Source organism: Corallococcus sp. AB018 (assembly GCF_003986945.1).
GTDB classification, from domain to species: Bacteria; Myxococcota; Myxococcia; order Myxococcales; family Myxococcaceae; genus Corallococcus; species Corallococcus exiguus.
Window position 1 is genome coordinate 1 of sequence record NZ_RAWR01000024.1, and the last position, 18,737, is coordinate 18,737.

16 protein-coding genes are annotated in these 18,737 nt (G+C 69.8%); 3 read left to right on the plus strand and 13 right to left on the minus strand.

Annotated elements, in window-relative coordinates; genetic code table 11:
• A partial coding sequence (locus tag D7Y11_RS07850) for a YiiX/YebB-like N1pC/P60 family cysteine hydrolase (RefSeq protein ID WP_306770422.1) occupies positions 1-652 on the plus strand: 652 nt, incomplete at its 5' end.
• On the opposite strand, the gene D7Y11_RS07855 is transcribed toward D7Y11_RS07850, so the two are convergent.
• The 8 genes from D7Y11_RS07855 to D7Y11_RS07890 all read right to left on the minus strand — a co-directional run bounded on the left by D7Y11_RS07855 (position 649) and on the right by D7Y11_RS07890 (position 9,525).
• The gene (locus D7Y11_RS07855) at positions 649-3,069 is read right to left on the minus strand and encodes a sialidase family protein (protein ID WP_233607225.1); all 2,421 of its coding nucleotides are present in this window, start codon (positions 3,067-3,069) and stop codon (positions 649-651) included. The genes D7Y11_RS07850 and D7Y11_RS07855 overlap by 4 nt on opposite strands.
• A gap of 173 nt (positions 3,070-3,242) precedes the next feature.
• Positions 3,243-4,010, minus strand: a complete 768-nt coding sequence (locus D7Y11_RS07860) for a hypothetical protein (RefSeq protein WP_211487286.1) — start codon at positions 4,008-4,010, stop codon at positions 3,243-3,245.
• Positions 4,011-4,189: 179 nt separating this feature from the next.
• Complete coding sequence (locus D7Y11_RS07865; RefSeq protein ID WP_120579539.1) at positions 4,190-4,942, minus strand: ABC transporter ATP-binding protein; 753 nt, start codon at positions 4,940-4,942, stop codon at positions 4,190-4,192.
• A complete protein-coding gene (locus D7Y11_RS07870) occupies positions 4,939-5,826 on the minus strand; it encodes an ABC transporter ATP-binding protein (protein ID WP_120579540.1) in 888 nt (295 codons plus the stop codon). The genes D7Y11_RS07865 and D7Y11_RS07870 overlap by 4 nt, the downstream gene beginning before the upstream one ends.
• Complete coding sequence (locus D7Y11_RS07875) at positions 5,823-6,893, minus strand: branched-chain amino acid ABC transporter permease (RefSeq protein ID WP_121755520.1); 1,071 nt, start codon at positions 6,891-6,893, stop codon at positions 5,823-5,825. Before D7Y11_RS07875 ends, D7Y11_RS07870 begins: the two co-directional genes overlap by 4 nt.
• The gene (locus D7Y11_RS07880) at positions 6,893-7,813 is read right to left on the minus strand and encodes a branched-chain amino acid ABC transporter permease (protein ID WP_120579542.1); all 921 of its coding nucleotides are present in this window, start codon (positions 7,811-7,813) and stop codon (positions 6,893-6,895) included. Before D7Y11_RS07880 ends, D7Y11_RS07875 begins: the two co-directional genes overlap by 1 nt.
• Positions 7,814-7,834: 21 nt before the next feature.
• Positions 7,835-9,043, minus strand: coding sequence for an ABC transporter substrate-binding protein (locus tag D7Y11_RS07885; RefSeq protein ID WP_120579543.1), 1,209 nt, complete (start codon positions 9,041-9,043; stop codon positions 7,835-7,837).
• Between the two features lie 161 nt (positions 9,044-9,204).
• Positions 9,205-9,525: a hypothetical protein gene (locus tag D7Y11_RS07890; protein WP_126933376.1), complete on the minus strand. Its 321-nt coding sequence runs from the start codon at positions 9,523-9,525 to the stop codon at positions 9,205-9,207.
• Between the two features lie 359 nt (positions 9,526-9,884).
• Here D7Y11_RS07890 and D7Y11_RS07895 point away from each other — a divergent pair, with 359 nt between their 5' ends.
• Entirely contained in the window at positions 9,885-10,775 is an 891-nt protein-coding gene (locus D7Y11_RS07895) for a YsnF/AvaK domain-containing protein (protein WP_126933377.1), read from the plus strand.
• Positions 10,776-10,873: 98 nt separating this feature from the next.
• On the opposite strand, the gene D7Y11_RS07900 is transcribed toward D7Y11_RS07895, so the two are convergent.
• The 5 genes from D7Y11_RS07900 to D7Y11_RS07920 form a co-directional block, all read right to left on the minus strand.
• Complete coding sequence (locus tag D7Y11_RS07900; RefSeq protein WP_121755523.1) at positions 10,874-12,307, minus strand: serine/threonine-protein kinase; 1,434 nt, start codon at positions 12,305-12,307, stop codon at positions 10,874-10,876.
• A 103-nt stretch (positions 12,308-12,410) separates the two neighbouring features.
• Positions 12,411-12,713 (minus strand): hypothetical protein, encoded by a 303-nt coding sequence (locus tag D7Y11_RS43200; protein ID WP_121778421.1) that lies wholly within the window; start codon positions 12,711-12,713, stop codon positions 12,411-12,413.
• Between the two features lie 96 nt (positions 12,714-12,809).
• Entirely contained in the window at positions 12,810-14,639 is a 1,830-nt protein-coding gene (dnaK, locus tag D7Y11_RS07910) for a molecular chaperone DnaK (protein ID WP_120578214.1), read from the minus strand.
• A gap of 2 nt (positions 14,640-14,641) precedes the next feature.
• The gene (gene grpE / locus D7Y11_RS07915; protein WP_306770423.1) at positions 14,642-15,532 is read right to left on the minus strand and encodes a nucleotide exchange factor GrpE; all 891 of its coding nucleotides are present in this window, start codon (positions 15,530-15,532) and stop codon (positions 14,642-14,644) included.
• A gap of 92 nt (positions 15,533-15,624) precedes the next feature.
• Positions 15,625-16,140, minus strand: coding sequence for a transcriptional regulator (locus tag D7Y11_RS07920; RefSeq protein ID WP_126933379.1), 516 nt, complete (start codon positions 16,138-16,140; stop codon positions 15,625-15,627).
• A gap of 245 nt (positions 16,141-16,385) precedes the next feature.
• Between D7Y11_RS07920 and D7Y11_RS44155 the strand changes: the two genes are divergently transcribed.
• Entirely contained in the window at positions 16,386-18,704 is a 2,319-nt protein-coding gene (locus D7Y11_RS44155) for a lamin tail domain-containing protein (protein ID WP_233607226.1), read from the plus strand.
• The last annotated feature ends 33 nt before the right edge of the window (positions 18,705-18,737 follow it).

Below are 18,737 nucleotides of genomic sequence, written 5' to 3' on the forward strand. Positions count from 1 at the left end.
GCGTTGGATCGTCAGGGGGATGTGGCTGCTGGCCCTCGTGCTGGTGGGGGCGACGTGGCTGGTGGGCCGCGGGACGCAGGCGGCGCCGCGCGAGGCGGGGGGCGTGGCGGCGAAGGTGCGGACCGGGGACGTGGTGTTCCAGACGTCGGGGTCACGCCAGTCGAAGGCCATCCAGGTGGCCACGCACAGCCCGCTGTCGCACGTGGGGCTGGTGGAGGTGACGCCGGACGGGACGTTCGTGGTGGAGGCCGTGCAGCCGGTGAAGCGCACACCGTTCGCGAAGTGGAAGGCGCGCGGGGTGAAGGGGCGGCTCCTGGTGATGCGGCCGCAGGGGGTGGATGACGCGGCGAAGGCGCGTGCGGTGGAGGAGGCGAAGCGTCACCTGGGCAAGCCGTACGACGCGCTCTTCGGGTGGGGAGACGAGGCGATGTACTGCTCGGAGCTGGTGCGCAAGGCGTACGCGACGGGCGCGGGCGTGGAGTACGGGAAGATGGAGCGGCTGGGCGACCTGGACGTCGCGGGGCTGCAGCGTGAAATCGCGGAGCGCTACCGCGGTCCGGTGCCGGTGGACCTGGAGCTGGTGACGCCCGCGAGCCTGGCGGCGGATGCCCGGCTCGCGGTCGTGTATTCGAACTTCCCGCGGGCGCCCTAGCGCTTCACGCGCAGGACCTGGAACCCCTTCCCTCCGGTTCCGAAGCCCCTCAGGTTCTCCGCCCGCACCACCAGGTCGCCGCCGGGCAGCACGCCCCAGACCTCCGCGCGGGCCAGGACGCCGCTGGTGGCCCGCTCGAATCTCCGGGCCTCCGTCCACGCCACACCGTCCGTGCTGGTGAAGAGCCGCGCGTAGAGGTCCGACGCGGGCTGCACATCGCCCACGTCCGCCCTCGCCGTTCCCATCACGAAGCCGCCTCCCATCAGCGCATCCACCGAGTACGCCGGCCCCGGCAGCGTCATCAGCGCGTCCACCCGTCCGCTCGCGTACACGCGCAGGAGCTTCGGGTGCTCCGGCTCATAGAGCGTGGACTGCCCCAGCAGCAGCTCTCCTCCCGGCAACACCGTGCCCGTCACCGCGTTGGCAGCGTAGCCACCCATCACCTTCGTCCAGGTGCGCCCGCCGTCCGTCGAGCGCACCACCGCCGCCTGCGCGCTGCTGCTCCCGAACGTGGCCCACAGCACGCTGCGCGTCGCATCCGCGTACAGCGCCGTGCCGTGACGGTGGTCCTGGAACGTCGCTCGCGTGGCCCACGTCGCTCCGCCGTCCGTGCTCGCCCACAGCCGCAGCGGCGTGTTCCCGGAGGTGAACGTCTGGTACTCCAGGAAGAACACCGTGCTGCCCAGCTCCGCGAAGCTCGCGGGCGACATCGCGCGGTAGCTCCCCAGCGAGGCCACGTCCGCCCACGTGCGCCCGCCGTCCGTGGAGCGCTCCAGGTGGTAGCTGCCACCGCGGCTCATCTGCGCCAGCAGCGTCCCGTCTTTGAGCGCCGCCATCACCCAGAACGACGCGCCGCCCACGCCCTGCCCTCTCGCGCTGAAGGTGCGCCCGCCGTCCGTGCTCGCCCACAACTTCGAACGGCTCCCGTCCAGCGCCAGCGCGTACACCGTGCCCGCGCCGTCCACGGCCAGCACCTCGTGCGTGGTGTTCGTGAACACCGGCTCCAGCGTCACCGGTCCCTGCACGCCGCCATCCACCGGCGGAGTCCCCGCGTCCACGCCGGCATCCGTGCCCGCCCCCGCATCCGTGGTGCCCGCGTCCACGCCGCCATCCAAGGTGCCCGAGCCTGCGTCGCTCGAACCCGCATCCGGCGTTCCCGCGTCCACGCCGCCATCCGTGGTGCCCGCGCCGCCATCCGGAGTCCCGCCGTCCTGACCGGAACCGCCGCCTCCTTCCGGCTGGCGTGCCAGCGCCACGCGCATCACCCGGCCGCTGGAGTTCGCGTCCACCGCGTCGCCGTAGAAGCACGGCACCTCCGTGACGCTGTCCGGCAGCACGTCCAGGGTGCTCAGGTAGCCCTTGAAGCTCGTGCGCGAATCCAGCGTCACCGGGTCGCTGAACACGCCGTTGCGCAGCACCCGCACGCGGATCTCGTAATCCGTCGCCGTCTGGAAGTGATTGTAGAAGACATACAGCGCGTCCCCGATGCGCGTCACCGCGGGCTGCAACGCCCAGTCCGGCGTCCCCTCCACCAGGATGCGCGAGCCGAACGACGTCCCGTCGAAGCGCCGGTAGTACAGCCGCTCCGTCTCGTCCTTGTAGACCAGGTGGATGCCGCCCTTGCCGTCCTCCACCGCGCTCAGCGCCGCGCCGTGGTAGATGCCGTCGGAGAACGCGTCCCGCTGCGGACCCCACGTGTCCAGCGGATCCGCCGCGTCGCGCACCCGCAGCCGCGTGGGCTCGAAGCCGTCGTGCATGGCCCAGAAGAAGACGAGCTTGGACCCCACGCTGAGCAGCCGTCCCCCGCCCCGCTTCCGCGTGCGCCCCAGGTCCAGCTGCTTCTGGAAGCTCGTGCCCCCGTCCGTGGACACCGCCACCACCGCCGTGGAGCCGCCGTCCGACTCCAGCCGGAACGCCTGCACCCACAGCCGTCCCTTGGAGTCCCGCGCCAGCAGCGCCCGCGAATACGCCGTCGCACTGTCCGCGTTGAACACCCGCACCGCCGGCTCCGGCGTCCAGGTGTCCTGCGCCGCGTCGTAGCGCCACCACTGGAAGTACACGTCGTGCCGCGACGACGCCGCCAGTGAGGGGCCTTCGTACGCGTGGACCATCGCCACGTCGCGCCCCACCGCGACCAGCTCCGCCCGGTCGTGGTGCGACGCATCCGGCTGGATTTCCGCCAGCTTGGAGAAGCCCTGGAACCCGTCCTCGGAACGGAACAGGTTCAGCCCCTCGCCCTCCGCCCCCTGCTGCTGGATGGCCAGGAGCCACGTGGGCGCATGTCCATTGCCTGTCTCAATTCGCACCGCGTGCCGATGCGCCGGCAGCGTCAGGGCATTGCCCCCGCCGGCCGGCACCATGGGCACTCCTCCCGCCGCCACCACCGTGGTCAGCAGGGCCCCCACCCAGGACATCATGTGTTTTAGCGCCCCCTGTCGTATCCCCTCCCGAAAGGTAGGGATGACAGACCCGGGGGCAATCCGGCGGAGGCGGACCTAAAGGGCCCGGCATTCTCCACGCGGACAGGTGAACACACCGCACACCGCGCGACGCCCCCGGACCTGGGGAGCGTCGCGTCAGCGTCCTGCGACTACTTCTTGCGGCGGCGCGGAGCGACGGTGCCCGCGTCGGTGGCCGTGCCCGCGTCCGCACCCTCAATCGTGCCCGCGTCCGCGCCCGTGCCGGCGTCCGGCGTGACCGTGGTGATGGCCGGGGGCGGGTTCACCAGCTTCAGCGAGTTGAGGAACGGCTCCGCCGTGGTGTTGGGGTGGTTGGGGTTGTAGATGACCAGCAGCGTGTACAGGCGCGGGCCCACCAGGAAGTTGCGCGCCTTCACCTCGCCGTGGACAGGCGAGCTGACCGAGTAGGCCTTGCCGGGGTAGCCATCCAGGGTGATGTCCGACTCTTCCTTGAGGGTGCCCTGGACTTCCTTCACCAGGCCGTCCTTGCCCTCGTTCAGCAGGGCCTCCGGGGGACGGCTCGCCACCAGCCGCTCCGGGTAGTCCGCGGTGCTGACGGAGTAGACGGTGTTGTCCTCGGTGCGCACGGTGAAGGCCGCGGTGTTCACCGTGTTGGCGCCCAGCGGGATCTGCCTGCGCGCGACCTGGGGCTCCATCGGCATGCCGATGGTGAAGCCTTCCGCTGCCTCGTAGGGCTTGAATTCCGGGGCCGGAGTGGCCGCGGTGCCATCCGCGCCCGGAGTGGGCTCGTTGGGCACGTCCTCGATGGTGGAGGTGGCCGAGGGACCACCGGTGCCGCCCGAGGAGGAGCCGTCGGTCTTCTGCTGGTTGGCGCACGCGCCGGCGATGAGCGCGAGCGTGGTAAGCGAGGCAAGGAGGAGGCGGGACAACGGGCGCATGGGCACGCTTCCTGAGCGGGAAGTGGAAGAAAACAGCTTGTCTTGTCGGACGCTAGACGAAGTCCTCCGCCGCTGACTACCCGAGTTTCGACGCGGCGCGAGCAACTTGCCCTGGCCCCGCCCCCGGAAGCGTCCGGGGGCGGACACCGAGCCGGGGCCGGAAAGTCGGCGCGGGAGGGCTATTCCCCCAGGTACGCGCGCCGAATCTCGGCGCTCTCCAGCAGCGCCTTGCCGGGGCCGGCCATCACCACCTCGCCCGTCTCCAGCACGTAGCCGTAGTGGGCGGCGTTGAGGGCCAGGTGCGCGTTCTGCTCCACCAGCAGCACGCTGACGCCGGTGGCGTTCACCTCGCGCAGGGTGCGGAAGATGGTCTCCGTCACCTGCGGCGCCAGGCCCAGGGACGGCTCGTCCAGCAGCAGCAGCTGCGGCTTGCTGAGCAGCGCCCGGGCGATGGCCAGCATCTGCTGCTCGCCACCGGACAGCGTGCCCGCCAGCTGCTTCTGACGCTCGCGCAGCACCGGGAACAGGCTGAAGCCCTTGTCCATGTCCAGGCGCACCTGGGCGGTGTCCTTGCGCAGGTACGCGCCCAGCTCCAGGTTCTCGAACACGGTGAGGTTGGGGAAGATGCCCCGGCCCTCCGGCGCGTGCGCCATGCCGCGCGGCACCAGCTGGTGCGCCTTCAGGCCGGTGATGTCCTTCCCCGCCAGCGTGATGCGGCCCGCGGTCGGCTTGAGCATGCCGCTGACCGCGCGCAGGGTGCTCGTCTTGCCCGCGCCGTTGGCGCCGATGAGGGCCACCATCTCGCCCTTGCCCACCGTCAGGGACACGCCCCGGAGCGCCTGGATGGCGCCGTAGCGGACCTGGATGCCCTCCACCGACAGGAGCGGCTCGAACGCGCGCCGCTCGCCCAGCACCTTCACCGGCTCGCTCACGCCGCGCCTCCGTGGGACTCCAGGTAGCTGTCGCCCAGGTACGCCTCGATGACCTTGCGGTCGCTGCGCACTTCCGCCGGAGCGCCGCGGGCAATCGTCTCGCCGTGGTCCAGCACGGTGATGCGCTCGCAGATGCCCATCACCAGCTTCATGTCGTGCTCGATGACCAGCACCCCCAGCGAGAACTCGTCGCGCAGCCGGCGGATGAGCACCATCAGGTCCGCCTTCTCACGCGTGTTCATGCCCGCCGCGGGCTCGTCCAACAGCAGCACCTTGGGGCGGGTGCCCAGCGCGCGGGCAATCTCCAGCCGGCGCTGCTCGCCGTAGGGCAGGTTCTTCGCCTCTTCATCGCGGCGGTGCGACAGGCCCATGACCTCCAGCAGGTGCTCCGCCTGGCGCGTCAGCTCGCGCTCCTCGGCCTGGAAGCCGGGGGTGAGCAGCAGCGCGCGCCACCAGTCGCGGTAGTTGCGCATCGCCGTGCCCGCCTTGGCCAGCGGGCCCATGACCACCGGGTGCAGCGCCCCCTGCGCGCGGCAGGCCACCTTCACGTTGTCCAGCGCCGTCAGCGCGCGGAACAGGCGGATGTTCTGGAACGTGCGCGCCAGGCCCAGGTGGTTGATTTGATGCGGCACCCAGCCGTTCACCCGCTGCCCGGCCACGCGCACCTCGCCCTCGGTGGGCTGGTACACGCCGGTGAGCACGTTGAACGCGGTGGACTTGCCCGCGCCGTTGGGACCAATGAGGCCCAGCAGGTCGCCCTGGCGCACGGAGAGGTTGAAGTCCGTAAGGGCCTTGAGGCCCCCGAAGCGGATGCTCACGCCGGACGCCTGGAGCAGCGCGTCCCCGGAGCCCGAGGCGGAGACAGGAGTCACGGCGGCGCTCATGTCAGCCCCTTCTTCTTCCGGGGAAGCCACCGGGGAAGCACGTCCCAGAGCTCCTTCGTGCCGAACAGGCCCTGCGGCCGCGCCAGCATCAGCACGACCAGCAGGACGCCGTACACGGGCATGCGGATCTGATCCACCTTCTGCGCCAGGCTTCCCCCCGCGCCCAGCGCGCCGAACAGTGAGCGCAGGCCTTCGGGCAAGAGCGTGAGGAAGATGGCCGCGACGATGGCGCCCGTGCTGGAGCCCAGCCCGCCCAGCACCACCATGACGACGATCTCCATGGACTTCACGAAGGTGAACGAGCCCGGGTTGATGATGGGCACGAAGTGCGCGAACAGGCCGCCGGCGATGCCCGCGAAGAACGACGAGATGACGAACGCGCGGACCTTGTAGCCGGTGGTGTCCACGCCCATGGCCTCCGCGGCCACTTCGTCCTCGCGGATGGCCCACAGGCTGCGGCCGTGGCTGGAGCCCGCGATGCGCCGGGACACCAGCACCACCAGGAAGACCCAGAAGTACACCATGGCCACGCTGGAGTACTGCGGGATGCCGGACAGGCCCAGCGCGCGGCCGAAGGCCTCCGTGTTCTGCACCACCACGCGGATGATTTCACCGAAGCCCAGCGTCACGATGGCCAGGTAGTCCCCGCGAAGCCGCAGCGACGGCAGGCCCACCAGGAAGCCACACAGCGCCGCGCAGGTGCCGCCCGCGAGCAGCGCCACGGTGAAGAGCACCTGGTCACTGGCGGCCACCGGCAGGAAGGACAGCGCCACCTCCTTCAACTCCAGGGACGTGACGCCCGCGATGTACGCGCCCACGGCCATGAAGCCCGCGTGGCCAATGGAGAACTGGCCCGTCATGCCGTTCACGATGTTGAGGCTCACCGCGAGGATGATGTTCACCCCCACCACGGACAGCAGGTACGTGGCGAAGGGCGAGGTGTTCAGCAGCACATCCGCCAGGACCACCAGCGGCACCGCGATGAGCACGGGCAGGATGCCGCGCAGGGCCGGGGGCACGCGGCCCACGGACTCGTCCGACAGCGTCGTCACACCAGGGGCCGCCATCAGACCTTCTCCGCCGCGACGCGGCCGAACAGACCGCCCGGCTTCACCAGCAGCACCAGGATGAGGAAGCCGAAGGCCACCGCGTCACGCCAGGTGCTGGCCGCGTAGCCCACCACGAACTCCTCCACCAGGCCCAGCAGCAGCGCGCCCACCACTGCGCCCGGCACGTTGCCGATGCCGCCGATGACCGCCGCCACGAAGGCCTTGAGGCCCACGTACAGGCCCATGAGCGGGCTCACGGACGTGTCCTTGATGGCGTAGAGCAGGCCGGCGCCCGCCGCCAGCGCGCTGGAGAGCATGAACGTCAGCGCGATGATGCGGTCGGTGGGGATGCCCATCAGCGCCGCGGTGCGGTGGTCGTAGGACACCGCGCGCATCGCCTTGCCAAAGCGCGTCCGGTACACGAGGAACTGGAGCCCGGCCATCAGCGCCACGGCGATGATGAAGCTGATGACCTGCCAGTTCCACACCACCACGTCGCGGTCGCCAATGATGAACCACTCACTGGGGACGATGACCTCCGGGAAGGCCCGGGGGGACGCGCCCGGCAGGAAGCCGATGTCCAGCTGGAAGCCGTACGACAGCGCGAACGAGATGCCGATGGCGGTGATGAGCGCGGTGAGGCGCGGCTTCTCGCGCAGCGGCCGGTAGGCGAAGCGCTCGATGAGGAAGCCAAGCAGCGCGCACCCCACCATGGCCACCGCGAAGATGAGGACCACGCCCCACATGGAGCGCTGCGCCTGCCGCCCGAGGGCGAAGGCCGTGGCGTAGCCCATGTAGACGCCGACCATCATCACGTCGCCGTGGGCGAAGTTGATGAGCTTGAGGACGCCGTACACCATCGTGTAGCCCAGCGCGACCAGGGCGTAGATGGTGCCGGCGGCCAGACCGTTGATGAGGTGCTGGATGAGCTGCGACATATGCCGGGGTGGGCCCTGGGTTTAAGGCGAGATGGTGGTGACGTAGGTGGACTTGCCGTCCGCGACCTTCAGCACCACGGCGGACTTCACCGCGTTGCGCTTCGCATCCAGCGTGATGTTGCCCGCCACGCCGGGGAAGTCCTTCGTCTTCGCGATGGCCGCGCGCAGGGCCGGGCCGCTGGTGTCCGGGGCGTTCTTGAGCGCCTCGATGGCGACGCGCGCGGCGTCGTAGCCCAGCGCCGCGAGCGCGTCCGGCACCGCGCCGTTGTTGTCCGCCTTGTAGTCCGCGATGAACTTCTTCACGCGCTCGTCCGGGTTGTCCGGCGAGTAGTGGTTGGAGAAGTAGCTGCCGTCGATGGCGCTGCCGCCCAGCTCGAAGAGCTTCTCGGAGTCCCAGCCGTCGCCGCCCATCAGCGGCACCTTCAGGCCCAGCTCGCGCGCCTGGCGGGCGATGATGCCCACCTCGCTGTAGTAGCCCGGCACGTAGATGCCCTCCGGCTGCGTCTTCTTGATGGCCGTCAGCTGCGCGCGGTAGTCCGTGTCGCCCTGGCTGTAGCTCTCCGTGGCGGTGATTTTCCCGCCCATCTCCGCGAACTTCTGGCGGAACACCTCCGTGAGGCCAATGGAGTAGGCGCTCTTGTTGTCCTGGAGCACCGCGACCTTGTTCAGCTTGAGGTTCTCCCGCGCGAACTTCGCCATCACGAAGCCCTGGAACGGGTCGATGAAGCAGACGCGGAAGATGTTGTCCCCCTTCTCCGTCACGGAGGGGTTGGTGGACGACGGGGTGATCATGGGCACGCCGGCCGCCTGCGCCTTCTCCGCCATGGCCAGGGAGCTGGACGAAGCCACCTCGCCCAGGATGAGCGCCACCTTGTCCTGCGTGATGAGGCGGGTGACGGCCTGCGCGGCCTCCTCCGGCTTGCTCTGGTCGTCGTACACGCGCACGACCAGCTTCTTGCCCTTCACGCCGCCGGCCGCGTTGGCTTCCTTCACCGCCAGCGCGATGCCGTTGCGGGTGGAGATGCCGAACGTCGCCTGACCGCCCGTCAGCGCGCCCACTTCACCCAGCACGATGACGTCATCACCCGCCGGGGGCGTGCCGCCCTGCGCGGTGGCCGGAGCCTGCGCCGAGGGGGCGCCTCCCGCCTCTCCCGTGGGCTGCGTCTTCTTCTCGCAGGCGGCCGCCAGGACGGCGAGCGCGGCGAGGAGCATCGGGGCAAGTCGTCGCATGTGGGGGCTTCCTCCGGGGGAGATGACGGGCAAAGCCCCGGTTTTCTAGGGGAGCCCTCCCCATGGGTCAAGCGCACAGCTTGGCTCCGGAGTCCCGCCAACACCCCGAAACATCGCTGTCGCGCCCCCCTGCCCCAACCCCAAGTGCGCGCCAGGTCCGCTCAGGGCTCCAGCCAGTAGTGCTCCCGGCCCGATGGTCCCCGGCGGATCCTCGGGAGGCCCTGGGGTCCGGCCTCTGGTGCTTCGCGGTCCTCCCAGGGCGCCATGTCCTCGTGCGTCAGCGACCACCCGGCGGAGGGAGGGTCCTCCGGGTCCGGCAGCGCGGTGGGCGTCCAGGTGACGGGCTCCAGGACTGGCACCGCTTCCGGAATGGACTCCGGAAGCACCGCTCCCGCGCGACGGCGCCGGAGTCGGCCCGCCACCAGCAGTCCCACCGCGCCGGCCATCCACCCGAGTCCCCGGCCAGGCCTCGTGGCTCGCATCACAGGCTCCTCTCGCACGGGCCGGTCCATCCGGACTCGCGCCCTCACAGTGAGGTGTGGGGACGCGCGCTGCCAACGTGAAGCCCGGGGGTTCCGCTCCCGCATGCCTGTCCTCTGGACAGGGAGCAGGGAGGCGTCCGGCGCGGCGTTGCCAGCGGCGGACGGCGTACCGAGCCCCTGGAGCATCCAGCACCAGGGGTTTTCTTGGGCGTCATTGAACCCACTTTTCGGGTGATGGCCGTGGCGGACACTTCAGCGTCCACTTCCCCCCAGGAAACCCTCTCCAGCGCGCTGGACGGCCCTGACGTTCCGCTCGCGACCACATCCGACCCGACGTGAAGGCACAAGGAGCCAAGTCCATGATGATCAAGCGCAACGACATCAAGGAAGGGATGACGGTCCGCAGCAGCGACGGCGAGAAGCTGGGCAAGGTGTTCGCCGTGAGCGAGGGCGAGTTCCACATCGAGAAGGGGATGTTCTTCCCGAAGGACTACCTGGTCCGCTACCTGGAGGTGAGCGACATCCGCAACGGGGAGATCTACCTCAACCACGGCCGCGAGGCGCTGCGAGGGCTGTCCGACGCCGGCGCCGTGGGCGCGACGGCGGCGACGGCCACCGGCGGCACCATGGGTGGCATTGGCGCGGGGCTGAAGACGGGCACCACGAAGGTCGGAGACGTGGCCCGGACCGGCGCGGAGAAGGTCGGCATCAAGGACCGGGAGCTGAAGGAGCGCGAGCTGCGCACCGACATCCGAGCCGAGGAGCGCGAGCTGCGCACCGACATCCGAGCCGCCGAGCGCATCGCGAACGAGGACGTCACGCTGCGCACGCACCATGAGGAGCTGGGCGTCACCAAACGCCAGCGTTCCGCGGGCGAGGCGCAGGTGCGCAAGATTGTCGTCGAGGAGCGGAAGACGGTGGAGGTCCCGCTGCGCCACGAGGAGGTGGAGGTGGTGCGCCGGGCGGTGAAGGGCGACAACATTCCCGGCGACGTGGCGGACTTCCGGGAGGAGACCATCCGCATCCCCCTGAGCGCGGAGGAGGCGGAGCTGACCAAGCGCGCGTACACGGACGAGGAGATCACCATCCACAAGCGCCCCATCGAGGAGCGCCGCAGCATGGAGGGCCGCGTCCGCCACGAGGAGCTGGAGGAGGTGAAGGTGGTGCGCACCGAGCCCAACTTGGACGAGGAGAAGCGCCGCGCCGGCTACCGCGCGGACGCGGACATCGACCCGCTCAAGCGCTCGTAGCGCGGACGGGATGGAAGCCTCGAACAGTCCTTGTGCTCCGCCCCCGCATGCCGCGCCTTCACGCGCGCGGTGTGCGGGGGAGGTGGCGCATCGTCATGTCAGCGCGGAGTGCGGGTGGGCGGCGGCGCGCGGGTGGGGGCCTCCCGCTGGCGGTCCACGGCGGTCTCCAGCCGCTGCGAGTCGCGCAGACGCTCCGGGAACAACCGTCCCGCCAGCGCCGCCAGTGCCGTATCGCGCGCGGGGGGACACGCGGCCACCAGCCGGTCCGCCATGGCGTGCGCGGTGGGGAAACGGGCCTCGGGGTCCTTGGACAGCGCCACCGACAGCACGTTCCACAGAGGGGCGAGCACCTCCGGAGGCTTCGTCAACTTCTCCTGGCAGATGGCCTTCATGGTGTCCAACTCGTCCTCGCGCTCGAAGGCGCGCCGTCCCGTGAGGGCCTGGTAGAGGACGAGCCCCATGGCGAACAGGTCGCTTCGCGCGTCCAGCTTCTGGCCCAGCGCCTGCTCCGGGGACATGTAGAGCGGCTTGCCCTTCACGATGCCCGGCAGCGTCACCGTGCGCTGCGCGCGCACCTTGGCCACGCCGAAGTCCAGCACCTTCACCTGGCCATCGAAGCCCACCATCACGTTGTGCGGTGACAGGTCGCGGTGCACCAGTTCCAGGGACGCGCCGTCCTCGCCCTTGAGCGCATGCGCGGCGTGCAGCCCCATCAGCGCCTGCGACACGATGGCGGACACCACCGCCGGCTCCAGCGGCCCCTTGTTGGCGCGCAAGAGCCGGTCCAGGTCGATGCCGTTCACCAGCTCCATGGCCATGTAGTACGCGCCCTGCGCCTCGCCGAAGTCGTAGACGTGCACCAGGTTGGGGTGCGACAGCCGCAGGCCGATGCGCGCCTCGTCCAGGAACTGCTGCACCATCTCTGGCTGAGCCGTCAGGTGGGGCAGGATGCGCTTGAGCGCCACCAGCCGCCCCAGCCCCTCCGGCCCACGCGTGCGCGCGATGAGCACCTGCGCCATGCCGCCCGTGCCCAGGGGCTTCACGACCTCATAGCGGCCAATGCGCCCGCGGTTGACGGGCGTGCCCTCCACGTCCAGCTCGTCCAGCCGCTCCAGCGGTCCCCGGCCGTCCGTCAGCGCCAGGAAGGACAGCACCGCCGAGTCCAGCTGCTCGCCAATCGCCTCCACCAGCCCCATCACCCGCTGGCCGCCGTCCTCGAAGTTCCCATCCACCACCAGCCCCAGTCCGCCCAGGTTCAGCCGCCCCAGGGTGAGCTGCTGGCAGAAGAGCATCCGGCCTTCACGCAGCTTCCGGGGGCCGCTCCAGTGGGCCGCCTCGAAGACGTCCACGCCCAGCTCGCCCAGCACGCGCGTCAGCACCGGGCCTCGCGTGCCCCGGAGCGAAACGAAGCCCGCCTTCGCGTGCACCATGCGGGCGCACTGCGTGAGGAACACGTCCAGGCCGGTGTCGAGGTCCAGACCCCGCTCCAGGCAGTCCTCGAGGATGTCGTCGGCCATCCGGTTCACGGCCATCAGGCCGCGCAGGAAGGCCAGCTCTTCTTCCGGGGATTGGAATGCCACGCATTCATCAATACCCGAAAACCCGGCGGGGATGCAGCGCCCACCGGGTGGGGCGTCAGACGCGCTCGCGGTCCACGCGCACCATCGGCGACAGGCGCTCCGGCAGTTCACCCAGCTCCGGCGTCGCGCGGGTCACGGGGTGCTCCAGCAGCCCGTGGCGGTCCAGCATGTACTCCAGGTGCGCCACGCGCGCGCGCAGCGCCTCCAGCTCCCCCGCGGGCCGGGCCTGGACCTCGCGCACGCGCAGCCACGTCTCAATCACGGGCTTGAGGGCGAAGCGCAGCGTGAGGCCGAGCAGCGGCACACCGACGGTCATGCCGGTGACCATGATGATCATGACGGCTTCGGTCAGCTCCATGAGGGAGGCTCCAGGGGAAAAGAGAGGCGGACCCCCGTGCCTACGAACGGGGGGACCGGGCGATTGCACCGCCCGGCCCACGCCCGGGGTAAGGCATCAGCCGGACTTGGCCTGGTCCGTGTAGATGGCGTCCGCGATGCGGTACGCGCTGCCCTCCAGCCGCTGGAAGGCCTCCTTCAAGACACCGGCGTCGGAGGTGTTGAGCACGGAGCGCAGGCGCTCCAGGTCCGCCTGGATTTCGCCCTTGTCCTTCTCCGACAGGAGGTTGGCGTACTCCTCCAGGCTCTTCTCCGTGGTGTAGATGAGCCCGTCCGCGTTGTTGCGCAGCTCCGCCAGCTCCTTCTTCTTCTTGTCGTCCGCGGAGTGCGACTGGGCGTCGTTGATCATCCCCTGGATTTCGGCCTCCGACAGACCGGAGTTGCCCACCACGCGCACCTGCTGCTGCTTGCCGGTGCCCAGGTCTCGCGCGCTCACGTGCACGATGCCGTTCGCGTCGATGTCGAAGGACACTTCAATCTGCGGCACGCCGCGCGGCGCGGGCGGGATGCCGACCAGTTCGAAGCGCGCCAGCGTCTTGTTGTCCGCCGCCATCTCGCGCTCGCCCTGGAGGACGTGCACGGACACGAGCGGCTGGTTGTCCACCGCGGTGGAGAACACCTGGCCCTTCTTGCAGGGGATGGTGGTGTTCTTGTCGATGATCTTCGTGAAGACGCCGCCCGCGGTCTCCACGCCCAGGGACAGCGGCGTGACGTCCAGCAGGAGGACGTCCTTCACCTCGCCCTTGAGCACGCCGCCCTGGATGGCGGCGCCCACGGCGACGACTTCATCCGGGTTGATGCCCTTGTGGGGCTCCTTGCCGAAGAACTCCTTCACCTTCTGCTGCACGCGCGGCATGCGCGTCATGCCGCCCACCAGGAGGACCTGGTTGATGGCCTGCGCGGTGAGGCCCGCGTCCTTGAGCGCGATGCGGCACGGCTCGATGGAGCGGTCGATGAGGTCCGCGACCAGGGCCTCGAAGGTGGACCGGTCCACGGTCTCCGTGAGGTGCTTGGGGCCAGACGCGTCCGCGGTGATGAACGGGAGGTTGACCTCCGTCTCCGGGGCGCTGGACAGCTCGTGCTTGGCGCGCTCCGCCGCCTCCTTCAGGCGCTGGAGCGCCATGCGATCCTTGCGCAGGTCCAGGCCGTTGTTCTGCTCCGCGAAGCGCTTGGCCAGGTAGTCGATGAGGCGCTGGTCGAAGTCCTCGCCACCCAGGAACGTGTCGCCGTTGGTGCTCTTGACCTCGAACACGCCGGCGGTGAGCTCCAGGATGGAGATATCGAACGTGCCGCCGCCCAGGTCGTAGACGGCGACGCGCTCCGTGGTGGCGTCCTTCACCTTGTCCAGGCCGTACGCGAGCGCCGCGGCCGTGGGCTCGTTGATGATGCGCAGCACGCTCAAGCCCGCGATGCGGCCCGCGTCCTTCGTCGCCTGGCGCTGGCTGTCGTTGAAGTAGGCGGGGACGGTGATGACGGCCTCGGTGACGGGCTCTCCGAGGTAGTCCTCCGCCGTCTGCTTCATCTTCATCAGCACGATGGCGCTGACTTCCGGCGGGCTGTAGCCCTTGCCCCGGATTTCAACCCACGCATCGCCGTTGGGGCTGGACGCCACCTTGAAGGAGGAGACGCCAATGGCCTTCTTCGCCTCCGGCGAGTCGAACTTGCGGCCGATGAGGCGCTTGGCCGCGAAGACCGTGTTCTCCGGGTTGGTGATGGCCTGCCGCTTGGCAATCTGGCCCACCAGGCGTTCACCGGAGTCGGTGAAGCCCACCATGGAGGGCGTGGTGCGGCTGCCTTCGCTGTTGGGGATGACCACCGGCTCGCCGCCTTCCATCACGGCGACGCAGGAGTTGGTGGTGCCCAGGTCGATTCCAATCACCTTCGCCATGACTACTGACTCCCCCCGGAGGAACTGTCGGACGGCGCGGAAGTCTGGGGCTCCGCGCTCTTGCCTTCTTCAGACGCCTTCGGTGCTTCCGTGCCGGCCGCGGGCGCGGCGGCTTCCGGCTCCGCGGCAACGGGCTCCGGCGCCGCGACGACTTCTGGCGCGCGGGCGACGACGACCATGGCGGGACGCACCAGGCGGTCGTTGAGATGGAAGCCACGCGTCACTTCAAAGAGCACGTGGCCCGCCGGGACGTCCGCGGACTCCACCTGCTGGATGGCTTCGTGCAGGCGCGGGTCGAAGGGCTGGCCCTTGGCGGAGAAGCCCTTCACGCCGTGGCGGCCGAGCGAGTCCTCGAAGGACTTGCGCGTCATGGCCACGCCCTTCTGGAAGCTGTCGAAGTCGGGGGACTTGCTGGCGGCGTCGAGCGCGCGGTCCATGTTGTCCACCACGGGGAGCAGGTCCTTGAGGAGCTTCTCCACGCCGAACTTCTGGACGTCCTCCTTCTCCTTCTGCGCGCGCTTGCGGTAGTTCTCCAGGTCCGCGGCGGAGCGGATGGCCCGGTCCTGGAAGTCCTTGGCGCGCTCGTGCGCCTCCTTCAGGCGCTCCAGCGTCTCGCGGGCCTTCGTCTGGCTGAACTCCAGCTGCGCGCGCAGCGACTCCACCTCCTGGCGGAGCGCGGCCGCGTCCTCGGTGGGGGGAGCGACTTCGGGGGTGGAGACGTCCGCCTCGGCTGCCGGGGCGGAGACGTCCAGCTCCACCTCCGTCTCCGAGCCCGCACTGTCCGCGTCTCCGTCCATCCGACGCTCGACGCTGCGAACCGCCTCGTCGATCACGTCCTGCCCGATGTCCGTCTGGATGCTGTCCTTGTCTTTGGTACCCGACACGGCGCGCACTATCTCACGCGACGCTGAGCGATCCAACAGGACCCGGGGCGGTCGCGCATGCCCAGCGTGCGGGCAGGCGCGACTTCATGGGCAGCGGAACTTCACGCCCCGGGCGCGGGTTTCTTGCGGCCCAACGTTTTCTTGGAAGCTGGTTTCTTCGGGGCCCGGGCGCCCTTGGCGGCGGCGGGAGCGCTCGCGGTCTTCTTGCGCCCGATGGACTTGCTGCCGCCCTTGGACGCGCCGGAGCTCTTGGCGCGGGCCGGGCGGCTGGGGGCGGCCTCCTCCTCCGGGGCGGCCTTGGCCGTCTTGGCGGCCTTGGCTTCGGCGTCGGGCGCGGAGGCGGTGCCGTTGGTGGAGCCGGGCTTGAAGGCCTCCTCGACGGAGGTCTCCACGCGGCGCACGGCGGTCTCGATCTTCTCCGCGGCGGTCTTGGTGGTGGCGGCGGCCCAGGTGCGCAGCTGCACGAGGCCTTCCTTCACCTTGGCCTGCTTCTCCGGGTCCTTCACTTCCTTGAGGAGGCGCTCGGCCTCGCCGCGGAGGTCGTCCGTGGTGCGCTTGAGGTCTTCACCGGTGCGCTTGAGGAAGTCCATCAACTGCCTGTCCCACTTCTCGGCCATGACGCGTCTCCTCCGTCGTCTGCTCGAACCCATCCAACTGCACGTGTGAACCGCGCGCAAAGCCTTCCGCGCTGTCCGTGTAGGACGGCGGAGCGCGCCACTGATTGCCGTGTGGCAGTGCGTCAGGGGCTCCGCCGGGGTGCAAGCGGGGGCGCGCGCGACAGTCGGATGGCAGACACGTTAAGGTGCGTGCCCTCTTCCGGGGAGGCCGCGTTGGGGCGGGCCCGGTGCTGGAGTGTTCCCATATGCCGTCCCGGTCCTTCCGAGCGCTGTCCTCGCTCGTCGTGCTCACGTCCCTGCTCGCGCTGGCGGCCTGTGGCTCCAACGAACCGGAGTCCACGGGGCCCGTGCTGCCCCAGGTGACGCTGCAGGCGGCCACGGTGGGGGTGGCCTACGAGAAGGTGCTGACGGCGACGGGCGGCACGGCGCCGCTCACGTATTCGGTGGACCAGGTGCCGCCGGGCTTCTCCTTCTATGGAGACAGCGGGCGGCTGGTGGGCCCGGCGACGACGGCCGGCGAGTGGACGCTGACGATGGTGGTGCGCGACGCGAAGGGCGCCCAGCACACGCGGGCCTATGCGTTGCGCGCGTGGCCGGCGCCGGTCATCACCACGACGTCGCCGCTGCCCTCCACGAAGGAGGGCAGCCTCTACACCTTCACCTTCACCTCCACGGGCGGGGCGCCGCCCCTGACCTGGTCGCAGGCGGGCGGAGCGATTCCGGACGGCCTGACGCTGACGGAGGACGGGGTGCTGACCGGCACGCCCCAGGGCCCGGCGCTGTATGAGTTCACGGTGCGGGTGGAGGACGCCAACGGCGCCCGCGCGGAGGCGGTCATCCAGCTACCCCTGACCACGTCGACCGGCGAGCTGCCCGACGGCGGCCCTGTGACGGATGGCGGCACGAAGACGGATGGCGGCACGGACGGCGGGACGCAACCGACGGCGGTGCCGTTAAAGGTGGGCAACTGGAACATCGAGTGGTTCGGCTCCACGGCCGAGGGCCCCTCGGACGAGGCGCTGCAGCTGGCCAACGCGACCGCGGTCATCGCGGACGCGGGGCCGGACGTGCTGGGCGTGGCGGAGATCGTCGGCGTGGACGCGTTCAACTCGCTGACGGCGAACCTCAGCGGCTACAGCGGCCTGCTCGCGGGTGATGGCTGGTACGGCCCCACGGCCCAGAAGGTGGGCCTGCTCTACAAGACGAGCACGGTGCAGCTGGTGAGCTCGAACGTCGTGCTGACGGACTGCGCGCAGGACTTCGCGTACCGGCCGCCGCTGCGCGTGGACCTGAAGGTGCTCCGGGGCTCCTCGCCGGTGGACCTCACGGTGATGGTGCTGCACATGAAGGCGTACGCGGACTCGGATTCATACCTGCGGCGCAAGGGCGCGGCGATGTGCCTCAAGGACTATCTCGACACGAACCTGCCGACGCAGAACGTGATGGTGCTGGGCGACTGGAACGACGACGTGGACGCGTCCATCTACACGCCCAACGAGTCGCCGTACCTGAACCTGGTGAACGATGCCGCGCGCTACAAGTTCCTCACCCAGCCGCTGTCGGAGTCCGGGGAGCGCTCGACGGTGAGCAACAGCCAGTTCATCGACCATCAGCTGGCGACGAACGAGCTGGCGGCGTACCACGTGGCGAACTCCACGAAGGTGCTCAAGCCGAGCATCGTCAGCTACAAGAGCACCACGTCGGACCACTACCCCATCTTCAGCGATTTCAACTTCGGCTCGGCCGCGCAGTCGGGGAGCGTGCGGGTCACGGCGCCCAACGGCGGTGAGACGCTGAATGCGGGCCAGACGTTCAACATCACCTGGACGTCCAGCAACGTGTCGCAGGTGAACATCACGTACACGCTGGACGGGACGGTGTGGCGCGCGGTGGCGTCGGGCCTGACGGCGTCCACCGGCCGCTACGCGTGGACGGTGCCGAGTGAGTCCTCCACGCTCGCGCGGGTGCGCGTGGCGGACGCGGCGCGCGCGGACGTGGCGGACGTGAGCGACGGGGTGTTCACGCTGACGCGGCCGACGCAGCAGGTGTTCATCAACGAGTACCTTGCGCAGCCGCTCAATAATGCCGCGGGGACGCCGGATTACGACCAGCAGTTCGTGGAGATCTACAACGCGGGTCCGGGGTCGGTGGATCTGAGCGGCTGGAAGATCCACGACGCGAAGTCGTACTCGGGCGCGGACCCGGCACGGCACACGTTCGTGTCGGGCACGGTGTTGCCGGCGGGCAAGGCCTACGTGGTGTACTCGGGGTCGACCGCGCTGCCAGCGGGGGCGCAGTACGCGACGTACTCCAACGGCGGCTTGGGGCTGCGTTTCGACCGGGGCGTGAACCAGGGTGGCGCGGGTGACATCGTGTACCTGGTGCGCGCGGACGGGACGGTGCAGGACAGCCACTCGTACCAGACCTCCAGCATGCCGGTGACGTCTGGCTATTCGTTCAACCGCTCCCCGGACCTGAGCCCCACGGGGACCTGGGTCGAGGGTTACAGCCTCTACTATTACGCCGCGACCCCGGGCAAAAAGGCGAACAACACCGCCTTCTGAAGCAGCTCGCGGTGACATGACTTCCGCCTGGGC